This window comes from Candidatus Avelusimicrobium alvi (genome assembly GCF_958451995.1).
Classification (GTDB): Bacteria; Elusimicrobiota; Elusimicrobia; order Elusimicrobiales; family Elusimicrobiaceae; genus Avelusimicrobium; species Avelusimicrobium alvi.
This window is the reverse complement of record NZ_CAUDSG010000001.1, coordinates 45,051-64,310: the sequence shown is the minus strand read 5'-3', so window position 1 is coordinate 64,310 and position 19,260 is coordinate 45,051. Positions and strand designations below refer to the sequence as shown.

19 protein-coding genes are annotated in these 19,260 nt (G+C 54.2%); 5 read left to right on the top strand and 14 right to left on the bottom strand.

The window, feature by feature from the left end; genetic code table 11:
- Positions 1-16: 16 nt before the first annotated feature.
- The 14 genes from ACQY36_RS00305 to ACQY36_RS00240 form a co-directional block, all read right to left on the bottom strand.
- Positions 17-499, bottom strand: a complete 483-nt coding sequence (locus ACQY36_RS00305) for a phosphatidylglycerophosphatase A family protein (protein ID WP_428077192.1) — start codon at positions 497-499, stop codon at positions 17-19.
- Complete coding sequence (pgsA, locus tag ACQY36_RS00300) at positions 490-1,110, bottom strand: CDP-diacylglycerol--glycerol-3-phosphate 3-phosphatidyltransferase (protein WP_428077190.1); 621 nt, start codon at positions 1,108-1,110, stop codon at positions 490-492. The genes ACQY36_RS00305 and pgsA overlap by 10 nt, the downstream gene beginning before the upstream one ends.
- On the bottom strand, positions 1,107-1,874 hold the full coding sequence (locus ACQY36_RS00295; RefSeq protein ID WP_428070714.1) for an outer membrane lipoprotein carrier protein LolA: 768 nt from the start codon (positions 1,872-1,874) through the stop codon (positions 1,107-1,109). Before ACQY36_RS00295 ends, pgsA begins: the two co-directional genes overlap by 4 nt.
- Positions 1,855-4,170 carry a DNA translocase FtsK 4TM domain-containing protein gene (locus tag ACQY36_RS00290; protein WP_428077188.1) on the bottom strand — a complete coding sequence of 772 codons (2,316 nt, stop codon included), beginning with the start codon at positions 4,168-4,170 and terminating at the stop codon, positions 1,855-1,857. The genes ACQY36_RS00295 and ACQY36_RS00290 overlap by 20 nt, the downstream gene beginning before the upstream one ends.
- 102 nt (positions 4,171-4,272) lie before the next feature.
- The gene (locus tag ACQY36_RS00285) at positions 4,273-4,989 is read right to left on the bottom strand and encodes a hypothetical protein (protein ID WP_428077186.1); all 717 of its coding nucleotides are present in this window, start codon (positions 4,987-4,989) and stop codon (positions 4,273-4,275) included.
- A 266-nt stretch (positions 4,990-5,255) separates the two neighbouring features.
- Positions 5,256-5,510 (bottom strand): hypothetical protein, encoded by a 255-nt coding sequence (locus tag ACQY36_RS00280; RefSeq protein WP_428056587.1) that lies wholly within the window; start codon positions 5,508-5,510, stop codon positions 5,256-5,258.
- Between the two features lie 2 nt (positions 5,511-5,512).
- Positions 5,513-6,025: an acetyl-CoA carboxylase biotin carboxyl carrier protein gene (locus tag ACQY36_RS00275; protein ID WP_428070720.1), complete on the bottom strand. Its 513-nt coding sequence runs from the start codon at positions 6,023-6,025 to the stop codon at positions 5,513-5,515.
- Between the two features lie 85 nt (positions 6,026-6,110).
- On the bottom strand, positions 6,111-7,436 hold the full coding sequence (locus ACQY36_RS00270) for a S1C family serine protease (protein WP_428077306.1): 1,326 nt from the start codon (positions 7,434-7,436) through the stop codon (positions 6,111-6,113).
- Between the two features lie 457 nt (positions 7,437-7,893).
- The gene (locus tag ACQY36_RS00265; protein ID WP_428077184.1) at positions 7,894-8,871 is read right to left on the bottom strand and encodes a hypothetical protein; all 978 of its coding nucleotides are present in this window, start codon (positions 8,869-8,871) and stop codon (positions 7,894-7,896) included.
- Between the two features lie 90 nt (positions 8,872-8,961).
- Entirely contained in the window at positions 8,962-9,624 is a 663-nt protein-coding gene (locus tag ACQY36_RS00260) for a nucleotidyltransferase domain-containing protein (RefSeq protein ID WP_428077182.1), read from the bottom strand.
- A 113-nt stretch (positions 9,625-9,737) separates the two neighbouring features.
- Positions 9,738-11,849, bottom strand: a complete 2,112-nt coding sequence (gene pnp, locus ACQY36_RS00255) for a polyribonucleotide nucleotidyltransferase (RefSeq protein ID WP_428056582.1) — start codon at positions 11,847-11,849, stop codon at positions 9,738-9,740.
- A gap of 6 nt (positions 11,850-11,855) precedes the next feature.
- Positions 11,856-12,125: a 30S ribosomal protein S15 gene (rpsO, locus tag ACQY36_RS00250; RefSeq protein WP_428056679.1), complete on the bottom strand. Its 270-nt coding sequence runs from the start codon at positions 12,123-12,125 to the stop codon at positions 11,856-11,858.
- Between the two features lie 152 nt (positions 12,126-12,277).
- Positions 12,278-12,688: a DUF805 domain-containing protein gene (locus ACQY36_RS00245; RefSeq protein ID WP_428056581.1), complete on the bottom strand. Its 411-nt coding sequence runs from the start codon at positions 12,686-12,688 to the stop codon at positions 12,278-12,280.
- 79 nt (positions 12,689-12,767) lie between these two features.
- Complete coding sequence (locus ACQY36_RS00240) at positions 12,768-12,938, bottom strand: hypothetical protein (RefSeq protein ID WP_428077180.1); 171 nt, start codon at positions 12,936-12,938, stop codon at positions 12,768-12,770.
- 205 nt (positions 12,939-13,143) lie between these two features.
- Here ACQY36_RS00240 and hydE point away from each other — a divergent pair, with 205 nt between their 5' ends.
- The 5 genes from hydE (at position 13,144) to gmk (ending at position 19,259) form a co-directional block, all read left to right on the top strand.
- Positions 13,144-14,193: a [FeFe] hydrogenase H-cluster radical SAM maturase HydE gene (gene hydE, locus ACQY36_RS00235; RefSeq protein WP_428077178.1), complete on the top strand. Its 1,050-nt coding sequence runs from the start codon at positions 13,144-13,146 to the stop codon at positions 14,191-14,193.
- 203 nt (positions 14,194-14,396) lie between these two features.
- Entirely contained in the window at positions 14,397-17,228 is a 2,832-nt protein-coding gene (ppdK, locus tag ACQY36_RS00230; RefSeq protein WP_428077176.1) for a pyruvate, phosphate dikinase, read from the top strand.
- A gap of 96 nt (positions 17,229-17,324) precedes the next feature.
- Positions 17,325-17,639, top strand: a complete 315-nt coding sequence (locus tag ACQY36_RS00225) for a hypothetical protein (protein WP_428077174.1) — start codon at positions 17,325-17,327, stop codon at positions 17,637-17,639.
- 167 nt (positions 17,640-17,806) lie between these two features.
- Positions 17,807-18,328, top strand: coding sequence for an ankyrin repeat domain-containing protein (locus ACQY36_RS00220; RefSeq protein WP_428070733.1), 522 nt, complete (start codon positions 17,807-17,809; stop codon positions 18,326-18,328).
- A 337-nt stretch (positions 18,329-18,665) separates the two neighbouring features.
- Entirely contained in the window at positions 18,666-19,259 is a 594-nt protein-coding gene (gene gmk, locus ACQY36_RS00215; protein WP_428056575.1) for a guanylate kinase, read from the top strand.
- Position 19,260 lies beyond the last annotated feature (1 nt).

The following is a 19,260-nucleotide window of genomic DNA, read 5'->3' as shown; positions in this document are numbered from 1 at the left end:
GTTTGTCTCCTTAGGGTTAACCCTTGATTGCGAATATTGTAAAAATCTGCAGCAAAATGTTGGCCATCAGTCCGGCGGCCACGTCGTCAACTACGACGCCGAAGGCGTTGTCCATCTTGTCAAACGTTTTAACCAGCCACGGTTTTAACGTGTCAAACGTGCGAAACAGCACAAACGCCGCCAGCATATACGGCCAGGTGCGGGGCAGAAACGCCATCGCCGCGATATAACCGGCCATTTCGTCTATCACGATTTTCGGGTTGTCGTGCCCCGTATATCCCTTAAATTGTACTTTTTTACAGACGATTACGGCAACCGCCCAAAACGCCAGCATACAAATCAGATACAGCATCTGGTCCGACGGGAAGGCCAGCACAATCGGAATCCCCCACAGCGTACCTAAAAATCCGGCCCCGGTGTTCTTCTTATACTTAAACACCAACGGCGGCAGGCAGCTGACAAAGAGCCCCGTTGCCAGCGCGCGCACGATTATTTGCATACGGGCAGGCTCCAGGATTTTTTCAAAAGCTCCCAGTTGTTTTTAAGGTACGAAATCGCGCTGATCCACGTAATCACCGCCGCAATAGCCGTAATGGCGTACGGTACTTTTTGCAGGGTAATAAATAAAATGATGCACACGTTTTTGGCGCATCCCGTCAGCAGGTGGGACAGGTGGTATACGTCCAGCACGAAGAAAATGGTGCCCACCGCAACCATCTGGATAACGGTTTTAAACTTGCCCCAGCGTTCGGCGGCCATCACTTTGCCTTCCAGCGCGGCGATGACGCGCAGGGTGGAAATCATCAGTTCGCGCAGGAGGATAAAAAACACGGCCCAAATCGGCACGTCCAGCTCTTTAATGCCCACAAACGCAAAGAACGCCGCCGCCACGAGGATTTTATCCACAAACGGGTCCACAATCGCGCCAAAGGGCGTAATGGTGTTGGTTTCGCGCGCGATTTTTCCGTCCACCCAGTCCGTACTGGCGGCTATGATAAAAATAAGCGTGGCCACCAGACGGGCCCAGCCGTACGGCAACAAAATAAACAAAAACATTACGATGGACAGCGCGGCGCGCGTCAGGGTGATTTTATTGGCTAACGTCATCATTTGTCAAATCCTCCAAAAACGTCGGTCCCCAAAGGTTCGTTTTTGCGGGTGTCTGTTAAATCGGCCCGCGTAACCATCAGCTCGGATACGATGGTGATGGTTTGGGGAAAATAGTCCTGCCTGGAAAGCGTCAGATACAGCTGGTATTCTTCCCCCTCTTTCGGCGTCAGCTTCAGCACGGCTTCTTTGTCGGTTTGGCTGTCCACGGCGGCGTTATGGCGGTCCACAAGCGCGGTGTAGTTGCCAAAGTCAAACAGGGCCTGGTTGGGCTGGCCTTGCTGCCAGTCCGCCCACGACAGGGTGGTAACGTGCCGGCCGCTTTCGTCAAAAACAACGATATTCTTTTTATCCGTAACAGCGGTTTGTTCCGGGTTTCCGTCCGGGTCCAGGGTGTCTAAACGCAGCAGGTTGCGCGCGCGGTCGTAGCGCAGGGTGCCGTTGGAACGGCTGACCTGTACGCCGTCGTACGCGGTGGTCTGCTCAAAAGAAGTGGACAGAAAATTCAGTTTTTTATCCCATTTTTTTAATTCTTCCGCCAGCTGCTGCGCCGTCAAAACGGGAGCCTTCTTTACCGGCGCCGGCTGTTTGGCGGCGGGTTTTTTAGGAGCGGGTTTGGCGGGCTCCGCCTGCACGGGGGCCTGGGCCGCAGGCGGCCGGCTTGCCGGTGTTTCCCCTTCGGCGGGCGTTTGGGGTTTATCCGAACACGCGGCCAGCGCCAGCGCGGCGCACAGCGGGAAAAGGAGTTTATTTATAGACGGTTTCATAGGTTTCTTCCTGATAGTTTTTATCGTAGGGAAGGCTGTTTAATTCCTCAATTTCCTGGTCAATCATTTCGTAATGGATTTCCCAGCGGTTGGAGCCTTCGGGCTTGGAAATAAAGCCTTTCATTTCCAGCACGCTTAACATATTGGTGGCGCGCGCGCTGGAACCGAAATGCGCTTTAAGCAAATCCTGCGATACGCGGCGGCGTTCCTTAATTAAGTTCAGCGCCTGCAGGAGTTCTTCGGGGCTGGTGCCGAGCCCGTCCTGGGGCCGCTGGTGGGCCGGCTGTTCGGCCACGATTTGCACGGGGTAATCCGGCCCGCCCTGCGCACGCAGGAAGTCGGCCACCGCTTTGATTTCTTTTTCGGACACATACGCCCCCTGAATACGAAGCGGCGTTTTGTCCGACGTGCTTTGATAGAGCATATCGCCTTTACCCAGCAAATCTTCCGCGCCGGTCGCGTCCAGAATTACTTTGGAGTCAATGGACGAGGCCACCTGTAAAGCGATGCGCGAGGGCAGGTTGGCTTTAATCACGCCCGTGATGACTTTTACCGACGGCCGCTGCGTACACAAAATAAGGTGAATCCCCAGCGCGCGGCCCATTTGCGCCAGACGCTGGATGGAGTCTTCAATAGAGGCTTTGGTTTGGAGCATCAGGTCGGCCATTTCGTCAATGATGACAAAGATGTAGAACATTTTTTCTTCGTTGTTCTGCTTCGCCCACTGGTTGTAGCCTTCAATATTTTTCACCTTCGCAAGCTGCATAATCTGCAGGCGTTTTTCCATGACCTTTACCAGCATCTGCAGGGATTTGGCGGCGCCGTTTGCGTCTGTTACCACATCCACATCGTCGCAGGAAGTTTTCGGGTCGTACAGGTACGGGATGCCTTCATACAAGGTAAGCTCCACGCGTTTGGGGTCAATCATCAGGAATTTGACCTCGTCCGGGCGGTGCTTGTAGAGAATGGACATAATAATCGTGTGCAGACAAATGGATTTACCGCTGTTGGTCGCGCCGGCAATCAGGATGTGCGGCCACTTTTCGGCCACGGAACCGGCCGGGTCCCCGTCGGCGTAGCGGCCCAGGGCTATCGGGATGACGGCCTTGGAGGCGGCATATACCGGCGACTGCAAAATTTCTTTCATCGTTACCATGACGGGGCGGTCGTTCGGGATTTCAAACCCGACGGCGTTTTTGCCCGGAATGGGCGCCTGCACGCGGATGGCGCGCGCTTCCATACTGGCCTGGATGTCCTGCGTGCGGGCCGTGATGGAGGCAATCGTTACCCCCGGGTCGGGCTTGATTTCGTAGCGGGTAACCACGGGCCCCGGCGAAACGCCGGTAACGCTGGCGCGGATATCAAAGCTTTTTAAGGTGTCTTCCAGCCGCCGGGTGGCCTGGGCGATTTCGTCGTCCGTCGGGCCGACGATTCCGTCTCCGCTCGGGTCGTTTAACAGCGTAAGCGGCGGCAGCATAAAAGTGGCTGGATCAAATTTTTTCACTTCGCCGTTTTCGGTTTCGGCGGGCGTTTCGCGCGTTTCGGGATCCGGCACGCGCTGGGCGGACACTTCTTCGCGGCGCGGCAGTTTGACGGGTTCGGCCACCGGGCGGCGGATTTCGGGTTTGGAACGGCGGATTTCCGGCGCTTCGTGGATTTCCTCGGCCACGGGGCGGACGGATTCTTTGGCGGCTTTTTCCTTAATTTCTTTGCGGCCTTCGATTACTTTTTGTTTGAGTTCGGCGCGCGCTTCCAGCCAGCCGTTAAAATCGTTGCGCATAAATTCCGCCGTTTTTTGCAGGACGACGGACCAGGGAATCGCAAACAGCATATGCAGGCCCACCAGAATAAGCGCCAGGGAAAAAAGCGTGGCCCCTACGGTGCCGGATACGCTTTTAAGGGCGTAAAAAAGGCTCTGGCCCACGCGGCCGCCGCTGATAAGCGAATCGGTAAAAATCAGTTTTAAAAGGGTAAGCAAAGAAGAAAACGTCGCCAGCGTGACGGAAGAACCCAGCAGAAAAAACAAAAAGGACGCGCTTTTATGGCGGACGGTTTGCACCAGCCAATACGCCAGGAAAAGCGGAATCAGCCCGGCCCCCTGGCCGAAGAGCTGGAACAAATCGGAAGATACGGCGTCGCCCGCCGGGCCTTTGGAGACGTTAAACCACAATATGCAGAACAGCCACAGGCACAGGGCGCCGGCTAAAATATAAAGCACGGTGCGCATCCAGGCAAGGGAAGATGTTTTTTTGGTTTTCTTTTTGGATTTTTTGGCGGCGTAATAATACTTTGGCATATTCATTATTTTACCTTTTTTTACGCCATATTGGGGGCAGTTTTTTACGACCTAAAAAAGCCCGCCGGGCGCGGGGGCTTTTTAGCGGAAAAGCGGCGGGGCTTACTGTTGTACGTATACGCGCCCGTTTGTAACGGTAAACGGCGTGCCCTCATTATAGGCTTTTAGGAGTTTGGTGACCTGGCTGGGAAAGACATACACGTCCAGCGCGGGTTTACCGGGCACATTAATTTGAATATGGGTCATATTTTTCAGTTTGCGCGCTTCCTGGGCCGCAAAAAAAGCTTTAACGGCCCGGGCCCCCTCCAGCAGGTATTTTTCGGCCAGGTAATTAAATTCCGTAAGGGTTAATTTAACGTCGGCGTAGCGGTGCAGGTAAGGAGAGAGCGTCGCAAGGAAATTTTCCAGCTGCTGCTGCGTGCCATAGTGCTGGCGCCGCCAGATGGCGGGCGCAATCGTATTAATTTGATCCGCCGAAATAAAAGGGGTATTTTTGGGAAGCTGGGCGGCGATGCGGTTGTCCAGCTGCCGGTAAAAGGACGCCATCTCATAGGCGCGCTTGACGCTGATGTTCTGATTGACGTAGGCCTGGGTCAGATGGGTTAATTCCGTGCGGTACAGGCTTTTGCCGCGCAGGGAGTTGGTCAGTTCTTTATAAAACGGCTGAAACCGCGCGGACGCGCCCCCCGCTTTTAAAAATGAACTGCGCGCCACGGCTTCAAAAGCTTTCGTACCGACGGCAAGCGACTGGGCCTGGGCGGAAATTGCGGTAAAAAACAGGCAAGAGAGTGCAAAACAAGTTAACAAGATATGGTGCATAATCATCACTCCCCGGGTTCAAGCCCTTTTAGATATTAAAATTCTAAGATATCTTTTTACGCCTGACAAGAGACTAAAGACCCAGGCCCGCCCTGGGCCTTTTGGGTGGCCAGCGGAATGGCCCGCCGTACTGCCCCTGAGCGGACCGGCGGCGGCATATGCGCACAAAAAGCCCCGGGGAATTGAACGGAAATGAAACACCCCGGGCTAAAGTCCCGGGGCGTTTCGGCGGCATAAAAAACCCCGCCGGGAGGCGGGGCTGTAAATTACATATTTTCCTGTATCGGTGCGGCGGGCGGAACGGGAGCGGGCGTTTGGCCCCAGGTAACGTGGTAGTTAATCCCGTCGGCCTCCAGGGAAACTTTGCCCTGGCTGTACAGAACGCCCAGCGCCAGATAAAGCACCGAACCCGAAAGCCTAAACAGCACTTTCAGCTGCCAGGAGGAAGCCGTTTTGTGCTCCGAGAGGTATTCGCTCAGGCGGGTAACCGCCGTTTGGATGTTTTCCTGTAAAGGCGTCATAATTACACCCGTTCAATGGCAAACAGCGCATCGCCCTGTTTAACGGGCTTGCCGTTTTCCACCAGCACTTTTTTAACAATGCAGGGGAATTCCGCGCGCATTTCGTTAAATACTTTCATGGCTTCAATCAGGCAGATAACGTCGCCTTTTTCCACGCGGGCGCCCTCTTTCACAAAAGGCGGGGCCGACGGCGTGGAGCCGCGGAAGAAAATGCCCATCAAAGAGGATTTGATAACTTCTTTATATTGTTCCTGTGCGGCGGCGGGACCGTTGGAACCGGCGGCAGCGGCCGCTCCCCCCACGCTTACCGGCACCGGCACCACGGCGGGTTTGGCTTTTACCAAGCGCAGGTACAGGCCTTTCTGGTCGTACTCAATGGTGTCAATGTTATTGTCCTGCATAAAACCGTAAAGCTGTTTGACTTCCTTCAAAATCGGGGATTCCTTCACGGCCGGGGCTTTAGCTGCAACGGTTTTTTTAGCCGGAGCCGTTTTTTTGGTTGCTGTTTTTTTCATAAAAGAAATAACCTCTGTTTCTGAGTAATACCAAAACTGCTTTCATTTATTTTACATAATTTTGCCGCGCTTGAGACATCTTCCCTTACTTTGGCTTGGTGACAGGCAGGGCTTCCACCTCTTCGCGCAGGAGTTTTTCCTCGTCTATGGGCTGGTCTATCCCCAGCGTGCGTTTTACTTCAAAAGCGGTGATGGCAAAATTAATGCCTTCCGCGATATGCTTGACGATGCCGGACGAAGTTACCCCAATTACTTTACCCGTCGCGCGCAGGACCAGCGGGCCGCCGCTGTTGCCTTGGTTAACGGCGGCGTCGGTGTGGATGGTGTCTACGCCGTTGTCGTTTTTAAGCGCGCTGATAATGCCTTCGGTCATCGTCCAGTATTCATCTTCCGGGTTGCCCAGCGCCAGCACCGTTTCGCCCGTTTTGTAGTGGGAGCGGTCGTCATCCAATTCAAAATACGGGAATTTTCCCTCCGCTTTTAATAACGCCAAATCCCGCGAATGGTTCACTTTCACCACCCGCGCGTAACGGAAGGGCGGTTCGGACCGCCAGGGTTCAAAGGGCAAATCTTCGTACAGGTAATAGCGCGCATCGCGCTGGCCTTCAACCACGTGGGCGTTGGTAATCATATAGCCGTCTTCGCTGATAAAAAAGCCCGAGCCGTGCCCCGTGGGCGTTTCCACATAGGTGGTTTTCTTCATCAGTTCGCGATATTTATGGTCGTTGCGCGGGAAGGAGTCCCGCCCCGGGCCCCGGGCAAAAAGCACGCAGTTTTCTTCCAGCTCGCGCATAATTTTACGCAGGCAGGCGCGCAAGTCCTGCTCCAGGGTTTTGCGGATGCTGGCTCCGGCCGTTTGGGTGTAAACGGGCGCAATCACCGGGAAAAGCAGGGAGAACGTCAGCTGGTTGAACCAGTGCACGCCGACGGCCGCGTTGTTAAATTCCAAATAGCTCAGCCGGCTGGCGTTTAGTTTAATGACGGCGGCGCGGGTGTTGGGGTTGCGCAGCGTAAGCGTTACGGTTGTATAAAATTGCGGAATCCAGTATTTGCGCACCCAGAGGTAACGGTCGTTTTGGACGAGCGCGAAGCCTTCCTCTCCCCGCTCCTCTACGTGATAGTCTATTTCCGCGACGTAATCATATTGATGGCGGAAACGGTATTCGTCCACATGGACGCGGGAGAATAATGTGGCCAGCGCATCCGCCGAGGCGACGGCGGCGCCGTCGTCTACCCGGATGACGTATGAGTTGATGGGAGTTAAATTGTAGTCTTTAAACGTAAACGTGTGTTGGATGAATTTATCCGCAACCACCAGCACGCTTGCGTCTATTTTATCGTCAAAGGACGGAGTTTTGTAAATGCCCCGCTTCAAGCGGCCGTGATAATTGCATCCGGCCGAAAACAACATCACCGCAGACAGGACAAGCGGCGTTGTCCTGTGTATCCAATTGGAAAAGCAAACCATATACTCATTATATCAAAGTCTTCCAGACCGGGTACTCCGGACCCGTTCCCGGGATTATTGTAGCCACATTGTCCGGGCAAAGACGCGCCGGTTAAGAAACGGCACGGCGGGCCGCAGCTCTATACGCGCTGAATTGATTGATTGAGCCACACAGGATTGCTTGATTGCGGCCGTTTAGCATAACGGCTAGACAGGGTACTCCATGCCTGTACTTGGGATTATTGTAGCCACATTGTCCGGGCAAAGACGCGCCGGTTAAGAAACGGCACGGCGGGCCGCAAACTTAATACGCGCTGAATTGATTGGGCCGCGCCGCGTGTGTTTGACATAACATCCGCCAAAAAGCCCCGCTGTACAAGCGGGGCTTTTATATTGGGTATCTGTAAACTTATTTGGCGGATTACTTGTCCGCGTTTTCGGCGGCGGAAGCGCGGTTGTATTCTGCGCGCAGGGCTTCAAAACGCTTCATCAGTTCGGCCTGTTTGGCGCTCAGCTCCCCGCCGCTGCGCTGCACGCGGGCGGCTTCCTGCAGGGCTTTGCCGTGGGCCGCGTTAAAGCGGTTCAGTTCGCGGCGCACCTTTTTTAAAGGGCGCGTGCCGGGCGTTACCGTTACCAAAGCCGGTTCGGCGGCCTGGGCCGCCTGCTGGAGGCGGATTTGTTCGGAAGAACGCTGCATTTCTTCCACCAGCTTTTTCTGGGCGTTGGCACGCTCTTGTTTCTGGCGGTCAAAACGCACGCAGTCTTCTTCGGTAATGTCTAAATTTTTAAGTAAGGCTTCTTTGGCGGCCTGGTGGCGGCGGGCGGCAAAACAGTCGGCGTGAGCGTAGTGTTTGCCCCCATCGTCTTCCCATACGGAAATGCTGCCGCAGGCCGAATTAATCGGTTTACCGCAGACGGCGCAGGTGTGGGTTTCATACTTTTTATTCATTTCCGCTTCGCAGGAATGGCGTTTTTCTGCGGTTTGCACGAAAGACAAATCTTCGCCTTTTTCCCAGCCTTTGTAAAAATCACACGCGCAGGAAGAATGCTTTTTAACGTACCAATCGCGTTTGGGCGTAATCTGGTAGCCGTCGGTTTTCAGGATTTTCTCCCGGCAGACGATACAGCGGGTATAGTCCTGCTCGTTTTCGGCGGCGGGTGTCATTTCGCCCGGTGCGGCGGGCAGGTTTTTAACGCCGGCCTGATTGGCGGCCTGCATGGCGCGCACGGCGTTCATTTGCTGGGTAAACTTGAGGTTGAAAGCGGCGTCGTCAAACGATATGGGCACTTTGGTATCCAGCCCAAAGCCGCCCCCCAGGGGAATTACTTTTGTGCCCTGTGCAAATGCGCACGCGGGCGCAAGCAAAAATGCGAGAACGGTCAGACGAAAAATTTTCATTCAGTTTCCTCCTCTAAAGATATATACATAGTATCAGTTTTGTATTGGGCAAAACAAGGGCCGAAAGTCCCACCGTTAGGTGGGCCCCGATTAGGAAATAGACAGGACTTTTTGGCAGCACGCCAGCAGTTTTTCGGCCGCGGCGAGTGTGTCGTCCAAAGGCTTTTGCCCCGCCAAGACGCGGAGAATTTCCCGTTCCGCCGGGTCCGTCAGTTCTTGGCCGAGCGCCTTTTTTCCGGGGAGGTAGCGGCCCGTTTTTACAAAGTGCGCCGCCTGGAGCATAAAGAACGCCGCTTTATAAAGTTCCTTTAGAAATGCGGGCGTTAAATCTCCGTGCAGCCACGTGTGTATAAGGGCGTGGTAAAGCGTGCCTGCGCCCGTTCTGGCGGCGTCCAGCGCGTCCCGGCGCGTGGGAGTCGGGAGGATTCCGTCAAACGAACCGTAAAGCGTTTTGGTGTCGTGCGTAAATTGGAAAAGCTCCGCGCGGGACCAGTTTTTAAGCTCCTCTTTCCCGCCGAAAAATCCGCACGCCGGATGTGTACCGGCCGGCATACGGGCCAGAATTTTTTTGTAAGCGTCCACATCTGCGGCGGAGACAACGTCCAGAATGACCACCGCGTCAATATCGCTGTTTTCGCGCGCTTCCCCCCGCCCGAAGCTTCCCTGCAGGCCGACGGCCAGCAGGCGCGCGCCAAATGCGTCCCGCAGGCGGTTAATCAGTTCCCGCATCCAGTTGTTTACGTCAAAAGACATAGTTTTCCCTCCCGGTTACGTAAGATAAAAAGTCCGCTCCGGCGCGGATAAAGAGAGAAATCCCCGGGGCCGCCTAAGCGGAGCCCCGGGGATTTTATATACGGCGTTTGAAACTATTTGAGCAAGGCTTTTCTGGAAAGTCTCACTTTTCCGTTATTGTCAATTTCAACGCATTTCACTTCAACGATGTCGCCGAGTTTCAATACGTCTTCCACCTTGTTGATGCGGTGTTTTTCAATTTCGGAAATATGCAGGAGTCCGTCCTTGCCGGGCAGAATTTCCACAAACGCGCCGAAAGGCTGGATGGAAACCACTTTGCCTTTGTAAATTTTATTGACTTCCGCTTCCGCAGTCATCATTTCAATTTCAGCTTTGGCCTGGTCCAAGCGGTCCCCGTTGGCGGCGGCGATGGTTACCGTACCGTCTTCGGCGATGTCAATCTTGGCTTCGGTCGCTTCGGTGATGCGTTTGATGTTCTTGCCGCCGGGGCCGATTAAGGCGCCGATTTTGTCCACCGGGATTCTCATTTTGAAGATGACCGGCGCAAAGCGGGAGACGTTGGCTCTCGGTTCGGCGATGGTTTTCTCCATATGGTCCATAATGAACATGCGGCCCTGGGTGGCTTGCGCGATGGCTTTGCTCAAAACGTCCAGCGGAATGCCGGTTTTGAGTTTAACGTCCATCTGGAAAGCCGTGATGCCCTTGCGGGAACCCGTAAGTTTGAAATCCATATCGCCCAGGTGGTCTTCCAGGCCCATAATGTCGGACAGAACGACAAATTTGCCGTCGCCGCTGATGGCGCCCATGGCGATGCCGGAGCAGGCCGATTTCATCGGCACGCCCGCATCAAACAGGGCAAGCGAGCCGCCGCAGACGCTGGCCATGGAGGAAGAACCGTTGGATTCGGTAATGTCGGAAACGACGCGGATCGTGTACGGGAATTCTTCTTCGCTGGGCAGAAGCGGCATTAAAGCGCGGCGGGCGAGTTCCCCGTGGCCGATTTCTCTGCGGCCCGGAGAGCGGTCCGGTTTGCATTCGCCGGTGGCAAAACCCGGGAAGTTATAGTGCAGCATAAAACGTTCGTAGGTGGTTTCGTCCAACCCTTCCACCATCTGCTGGTCTTCCGGTGTGCCCAGGGTGGCTACGGCCAGGGACTGGGTCTGCCCGCGGGTGAACAAAGCGGAACCGTGGGCGCGCGGCAGCAGGCCGACCATGGAGCTTAACGGTCTGATTTCGTCGGGCTTGCGGCCGTCCACGCGCACGTTTTCGTGCAGCACCAGGTTGCGGGATTCTTCAAACATAATGTTTTCCAGCGCGATGCCCGCGTACGTGGAAGCGTTGTCGCCGTAAGCGGCGGCGAGTTCTTCGGTAAACGAGGCTTTGAGCTGGGCAACCTGCAGGTCGCGGGTTTGTTTGTCGGAAAACGCGTGCAGAATTTTTTTGGCTTCTTCGCGGAATTTGCCGTTGGCGAGGTCCGCCACTTCCTGCGGCAGTTTTTCCACGACGTATTCAAATTTCGGTTTGCCGGCCATTTCGCGCAGCTGAAGCTGCACGGCGCACATTTTGTCAATTTCCGGTTTGGCGGTTTCCATCGCTTTGATGATGGCGTCTTCTTCCACTTCTTTGGCGCCGCCTTCCACCATTAACAAGCCCTGGGCGGAACCGGCGATAACCAGGTCCATATCGCAGGATTCCTGTTCTTCTTTGGTGGGGTTGACGATGTACTGCCCGTCTTTGCGGCCGATGCGTACGGCGGCGACGGGTTCGTTAAACGGAATGGACGAAATGACGAGCGCGGCAGAAGAGGCCAAAACGGACAAAACGTCGGCATCGTGCTTGTCGTCGCTGGAGATGACCATCGCGGTTACGTTGGTTTCGCAGGCGAAGCCTTCCGGGAAAATCGGGCGGATGGTGCGGTCAATAATGCGGGAAGACAGCGTTTCTTTTTTGCTCGGGCGGCCTTCGCGTTTGAAAAAACCGCCGGGGATTTTGCCCGCGGCGTAGGTTCTTTCTTTATAGTTGACGGTAAGCGGAGTAAAATCGGAAATACCCGGTTTTTGCTCCTTGGTGGAGACGGCGGTGGCGAGCACCATCGTTTCACCCATCGTGGCGACTACCGCGCCGTCGGCCTGTTTGGCGACCAAACCGGTTTCCAGTTTAATCGTTTGGTTTCCGACGGTAAGTTCCACGTTGTGAATGTCGAATTTGTGATTGAAATTTTGCATTACGGTTTATTTCCTTAATTTAAGTTCTTGGGTGACTTTCTGATATTTTTCAAAGTCGGATTTTTTGAGGTAAGCGAGCAAACGTCTGCGCTGGCCGACCAGTTTATTAAGGCCTCTTTCGCCCGCAAAATCTTTCGGGTTGGCTTTAAGGTGGTTGGAGATATACTGGATGCGTTCGGTGATGAGCGCAATCTGCACGGCGGCGGAGCCGGTATCGTTGGCGCCGGTTTGGAATTTGCTGATGATGTCTTTTCTGTCTTGAATGGAAAGTACCATTGTTTTGTACACTTAGGCCTTTTGCTGCGCGACCAAGCACTCTTTATCCGAAGGAGTACCGAGCCGGAGTACAGGCCTTCTCCTGTTTTTAATTTTTATACTTACTAAAGTACAGATTAATTATAGCAAATTGATTTGTATTTGGGAAAGGGCTACTTGTTTTCTTCAGGCGCGGGGCCGTATTCGTTGGGGAAGGCAGAGCCCTCCTCCTTAAACAGCCGGCGGTTAAATTTCCATCCCTTGAGCATGGTAAACTCGGAAGAATAAAACAGGGTAGACAACCAGTTATATCCCAAATCATGCCCGCGGCGCACCAATACGCTATACTCAGCCAAAACCACCAGCACGCAGGCGCAGCACAGCCCAAGTTTGTACTCGCTTGCCAGCGTATCTAACAAGGCCGGGTTATGGGAAGACAAATGCTTTATCGCCCAAACGAAAAGACACGCCAACACAAGCGTGGTGTTGCTAAAGTAGGCATATTCCTTGCGGCTGGCACGCCCGAACGGACACCAGAAGTAAAGGAGACATTTAAACGTATATTTAAGGCAATCTTTTATCATATTTTTATTATATAAAAAAGAACGCCCGCCGGAGATTGGGCGGGCGCAGGTGTTCTTGTAGGAGGTTTAGAAACACACTTTAAAAAATATACCCCAGGTGCAGTTTGGCGTAGCGTTCCACATTGTCAAATTCAATGTCTTCCAGGGTGCGGAAGTCTTTAAATTCTTTGGCGATCCACGCAAATTCGCGGTCCAGGCGCTGTTTTTTTACAAGCTGCGTGGCGATGGTTTCTTTCATTGCCGTTTTCATAGTGGCCTCCTCCGCGTTTAAATTCACCTGCTTGATATTAATAAGATAGCGTTTACGAAGAAAAAATAACAGGGTCCTTGGGCCCAGCGCCCCGGAAAATTTGTGCCCATCCTTTTCCCCTCCCGGGGCCCATTCTTTTTGCCGTCGGGGGCCCAGGCCGTTTTGGGCCTTTGGACCCAACTTTTAATTTGATATACTTCTATATATGACCGACGAAAACGCCCTGCTTGCCAAAGCCCTCGCCCGCGCGCCGCTCACCCGCGCGGAAACGGCCGCTTTGCTGAGCGTAAAAAATCCCCGGCCGCTTTTTGAGGCCGCCGACCGCGTGCGTAAAGCATTTGTGGGGGACGGAGTATACCTGCGCGGGCTGATTGAATTTTCCAACTACTGTAAAAACGACTGCCTCTACTGCGGCATCCGGCGTTCCAACGCGTCGGCCCGGCGTTACCGTCTGACGCCGGAAGAAATCGTACACACGGCCAAAAAAGCCGCCGGATACGGTTATAAAACGGTTGTGCTCCAATCGGGCGAAGACCCGTGGTTTGACGCGGACACGATGGCGGATATCATCCGGCAAATCAAAACGCTGGACGTGGCCGTTACGCTAAGCCTGGGCGAAAAAACGCGTGAAGAATACGCCGCTTACCGCCGGGCGGGAGCGGACCGCTACCTGCTGCGGATTGAAACGACGGACAAAGCCCTCTACGAAAAAATGGACCCGGGCATGAGCTGGGACAACCGCGTGCGCTGCCTCTGCGACTTAAAGGAACTGGGGTATGAAGTGGGGTCGGGTTCCCTGGTCGGACTGCCGGGGCAGACCACAGAAAGCCTGGCGGACGATTTATTGTTTTTTAAGGAACTGCCGGTGGATATGGCGGGCATCGGGCCGTTTATCCCCCACCCGCAGACGCCGCTTGCGGGCGAAACCGTGCAGGGACATTTTGAATTGGCGTTAAAAATGATGGCGCTCATGCGCCTGTTACTGCCGGACATTAACATCCCGGCCACGACGGCCATGGAAACCCTGCATCCGCGCGGCCGTTTACTGGCGCTTGAAAGCGGGGCCAATGTGGTTATGCCCAATGTTACGGAGGGCGATTACCGCAAATTTTACGAACTCTATCCGGGCAAAATCTGCACCGGGGACACGCCGGACAGGTGCCGCGGCTGCATACAGGCCAAAATTGAGTCCATCGGACGTACGGTATCACCAGTCTATGGTTTTCACGGCGACTATTTAAAAGGCAAAAAATAACCTTTCCGCCATAGATCCTCTCCCGGGCTTACGCCCGGATTTTTTTGTACGGCTTTCATCCGGCGCGGGTTTTGCGGCGGGTAACCAAATAACGCTTCCGGGTAAAAATAAACTTCCTTTTCCATAGGAAATGTAATACAATAATAATGAATTACAACGGGCCGAGCCCGTCAACTGATATTTAATTGGAGAGACGACCACCTATGGTAAAAAAGACCGTCAAAAAAGCGGCCGCGAAAAAACCCGCCGCTAAAAAGACTGTAAAGAAAGCAGCCGTAAAGAAAACCGTTCTCAAGAAACCCGCCAAATACGTTTACTCGTTCGGCGCGGGCAAAGCCGAAGGAAACGGCAAAATGAAAGAGTTGTTGGGCGGCAAAGGCGCCAACCTGGCGGAAATGGCCGGCCAGTTAAAACTCCCCGTTCCTCCCGGATTTACCATTACCACCGAAGTCTGCACCTATTACTGGAACAACAAACGCACCTATCCCAAAACCTTAAAAGCCGACGTGGAAACCAGCCTCAAGAAAATTGAGAAAATCACCAAAAAAGAATTCGGCTCCGTCAAAAATCCGCTGCTCGTCTCCGTACGCTCCGGCGCGCGCGCTTCCATGCCCGGTATGATGGAAACCATTTTAAACATCGGCCTGACCGAAAAAACCATCCCCGGCATGATTGAAAAAACCGGCGACGCCCGCTTTGTGTACGACGCGTACCGCCGCCTGATTATGATGTATTCCGACGTGGTGATGGAAAAAGCCGCCGGCATTGAACCCAAAGACGGCGAAGGCATCCGCAAAGTATTGGACAGTATGCTGGGCGACCTGAAAAAGAAACTCGGCGTAACCGACGATACGCACATCCCGGCCGAAGAACTCAAAAAGCTCTGCGCCGAATTTAAAGCCACCGTCAAGAAAGTGCTTAAAAAAGAATTCCCGGACAACCCGATGGAACAGCTTTGGGGCGCTATCGGCGCGGTGTTTGCCTCCTGGAACGGCAAACGCGCCATCGCCTACCGCAACATTGAAAACATCCCGCACGACTGGGGCACCGCCGTCAACGTGCAGACGATGGTTTTCGGCAATATGGGCGACACCAGCGCCACCGGCGTGGCCTTTACGCGCAACCCCGGCAACGGCGACAGCCACTTCTACGGCGAATACTTAATCAACGCCCAGGGCGAAGACGTGGTGGCCGGTATCCGCACCCCCTCTCCGATGAACAGATGGTCCGCCAACGCGCACTCCGCGCATTTGCCGACCCTGGAAAAAGTAATGCCGAAAGTGTACAAAGAGCTGGACGCCATCCAGAAAAAGCTGGAAAAACACTTTCACGACATGCTGGATATTGAATTTACCATTGAACACGGCACCCTGTGGATGCTTCAGTGCCGCGTCGGCAAGAGAAACGGCACCGCGGCCGTGCAGATGGCTTTGGATATGGTCAAAGAAAGACTGATTTCCAAAGAAGAAGCCGTCCTGCGCGTAACGCCCGCCCAGCTGGGCGAGCTCCTGCTGCCCGCCATTGACCCGAAGGCCGAAGCGCAGGCAAAACCCATCGCCAAAGGTCTGCCCGCGGGCCCCGGCGGCGCGAGCGGCCTTGTCGTGTTCAATTCCGACGACGCCATCAAACTCCAGGCCGCCGGACAGAACGCCATTTTAATCCGCGAAGAAACCAACCCCGAAGATATTGAAGGGATGCGCGCCGCGGCCGGTATTTTGACCCAGCGCGGCGGCATGACCTCCCACGCGGCCCTGGTGGCGCGCGGATGGGGCAAATGCTGCATCGTCGGCTGCAGCGAGCTGGAACTGGACAACGCGAAAAAGACCGTCAAAATGGGCGGCAAAACCTATAAAGAAGGCGACAGCATTACCTTAAACGGCACCAAAGGCTGGGTATACGACGGCGCTTTGAAAATGCTGGCCGCCGGCGAAGGCAACAAAAATCTGGCCAAATTCCTTTCGCTTTGCGACAGCGTACGCACCATGAAAGTGCGCGCCAACGCCGATACGGAAGACGACGCCAAAAACGCCCGCAAGTTCGGCGCGGAAGGCATCGGACTGTTCCGCATTGAACATATGTTCTACGGCAAAAATTCCGAAAAACCGCTCTTCATCCTGCGCAAAATGATTCTGGCCGGAAACGAAGACGAACGCAAAGCGGCGGTGAACGAACTGTTCCCGTTCATGAAGAAAGAAATCAAAGCCACGATGAAAGCAATGGCCGGCTTCGGCGTTACCGTACGCCTGATGGACCCGCCCCTGCACGAATTCGTGCCCACCCTGCCGCAGAAACAGGAAGAACTGGCCAAAGCGCTGGGGATTTCCATGGACGTATTTAAGGAAAGAGCCGCCGGCCTGCACGAAGTCAACCCGATGATGGGCCACCGCGGTATCCGCTTGGGCGTAACGTATCCGGAAATCACCTATATGCAGTCCAAGGCGATTTTTGAATCTGCCGCCGAGCTTCTTAAAGAAAAAGTAAAAGCCGCCCCGGAAGTGATGATTCCGCTCACCTGCGACGTGAACGAAATCATCGCCCAGAAGAAAATCATCCGCCAGGCCTACGAAGACGTGGTAAAAGCCGCCAAGGTTAAAAACCTCCAGTTCTCCGTGGGTACGATGATTGAAATCCCGCGCGCGGCGGTGCTGGCCTATGAAGTGGCCGGCGAGGCCGACTTCTTCTCTTTCGGCACCAACGACCTTACGCAGATGACCTTTGGCTTCTCGCGCGACGATATCGGCTCCTTCCTGCCCGAATACTTAAAACAGGGCATCTTGGAAGCCGATCCGTTCCAAACGCTGGACCAGCGCGGCGTGGGTATGCTGATTGAGCACGCCGTGGCCGAAGGCCGCGAAGCCAAACCCAACCTCAAAGTGGGTATCTGCGGCGAACACGGCGGAGACCCCGAAAGCGTGGAATTCTGCCACCGCGAAGGGTTCACCTACGTGTCCTGCTCCGCGTTCCGCGTGCCGATAGCCCGCTTGGCCGCCGCCCAGGCTGCCGCCAAAGACGTGCTGGCCCGCAAACGCAAATAAGTTGTTTTGAACCGACTCAAAAGCCCCGGATTTTATGCCGGGGCTTTTTATCCCGGTCCCCGGGGCACAAGCCTGGGAAGCATTAGGGGAATACCTATGAGATACGCCGCTTATCTACTTCTGTTGGCCGGACTGGTGTTTGTTTCGGCCTGCCGTGCTTCCGCTCCGCCGCCGCAGCCGGCGGCCGAAAACCGCACGCTGATTATCTTTTACGACCCGCAAACAGGCAAACAGCCTTTGCTGGAGGCCGTGCGCCGCCAACAGGCCAAAGTGCTGTACGACTATAAAAATTTTAACGGTATGGCCCTCTCGGTGCCGCCCGGCCAAAATATCCAAAAAACAATCAGGCTCTTTGAAAAAGTACCCGGCGTATTATCCGTTCAACAGGATAAAAGAATGCAATTAATGTAAAAAAATACTTAAAATATAATTACTTTTAAAATTAACCTCAATTTTGCATTTCACTCCGTATGCTTTTCCAGTCCGCTCCAATCCGGCCGACACAGTCAATTTCGTTGACAATTCCCCGTTATTTTAGGTAGAGTAAAAAGCGATATACTTTCCCGGGGGAATTGCTTATGATATGGAAACTCTCGCTGTTGGTTTTTTTGATTGCGGTTCTTATCCTGCGCCGGCCCTTTTTAAACTGGTGGCGCAAACAAGGGTTATATAAAGGCGTAAACCAGCCGATTGTGGCGTTTCTTTCTACAGAGCTGAACCGCTTTCCCCTCCATCAAGCCGTCTTTCGCAACGATTTTACGCTGGCGGACCAACTGCTGGATCAGGGCTATACCGTGGCCCACGAAACGGACGACGGCCAGACCCCGCTGCATATTGCGGCGGAATGCGGACTGGCTGCTATGTGCAAATTTCTGCTTAAAAACAGCGCGGAAGTGGACGCGCTGGACAACTTCGGCGGTTCCCCCCTGCATGCGGCCGCGGCCTGCCAGAGCGGCGTGGCGGTTATTCGGATACTGGTGGAAAAAGGCGCGGACATTCACTTAAAAGACGCCGCGGGGATGACGCCGCTTGCGCTGGCCAAAAAATACAAACACGCCCGGATAGCGGCCTATTTAAAATCTCTGGGCGCCGGGCAATAGGCCGTACGGTCCCGCCGTTCTGGGCCCTTTTTCCCGGTGCAAATAGGTCCAAAGACCCTGGTTTTAATAAGCGCAAAAAGCCATACTGTAAATATAACAGGAGGCTTACTTATGCAACTATCCGCCGATAATTTTTTGATTATGAGTATGGAGTTTATTGCCGTCTCCACCCAGGGCAGACAGAACACGTTTTCAGCCGTTTAACAGGCCGCCGTTTTTTACGCCGCCCGCCGTCCGGCAGGCGGCTTTTGTTTCGGCTTCTTCTTGTTGCCCGCCGGCAGGCGTTTTTCCGCTTTTTCCCCTTTACGCCCGGGGGATTATTTACTAAAATATAAAAATGAAAGCTTTCCCCATCATCGTTTCATCGCCCTCCGGCGCAGGCAAGACGACCATCGTGGACGCCGTACTCAAGCGTGACAAAACCGTCTCGCGCGTGATTACCGCCACCACCCGTGCGCCGCGCAAGGGAGAAAAAGACGGCGCGGACTATCTGTTCTGGAGCATCAAACAGTTTGAACAGGCCATCAAAAAAGGCCAGATGCTTGAGTGGGCGCAAGTGCATACGCATTATTACGGCATTCCCAAAAAATCGGTGGACAGCCTGATGAAAAAAGGCATCTGCCCCATTTTGGTGATTGACGTACAGGGCGCGCGCACCGTCAAGGCGCAATACCCGGACGCGGCCACCGTGTTCATCGTTCCCCCCAGTTTAAAAGAGCTTAAAAAGCGCATCCTGGGCCGCAACGACAATACGCAGGACATTGAAATCCGTCTGGAAACCGCCAAAAAAGAAATGCAGGAGCTGGACCGTTACGATTACGCCCTGCTCAATGACGATTTGAAGGAAGCCGTGGAAAAAATGGCCGGCATCATCGCGGCCGAACAGTGCCGGGTAATACGGCAGGATTTAAAAATCAAAAATCTGAAGTAGG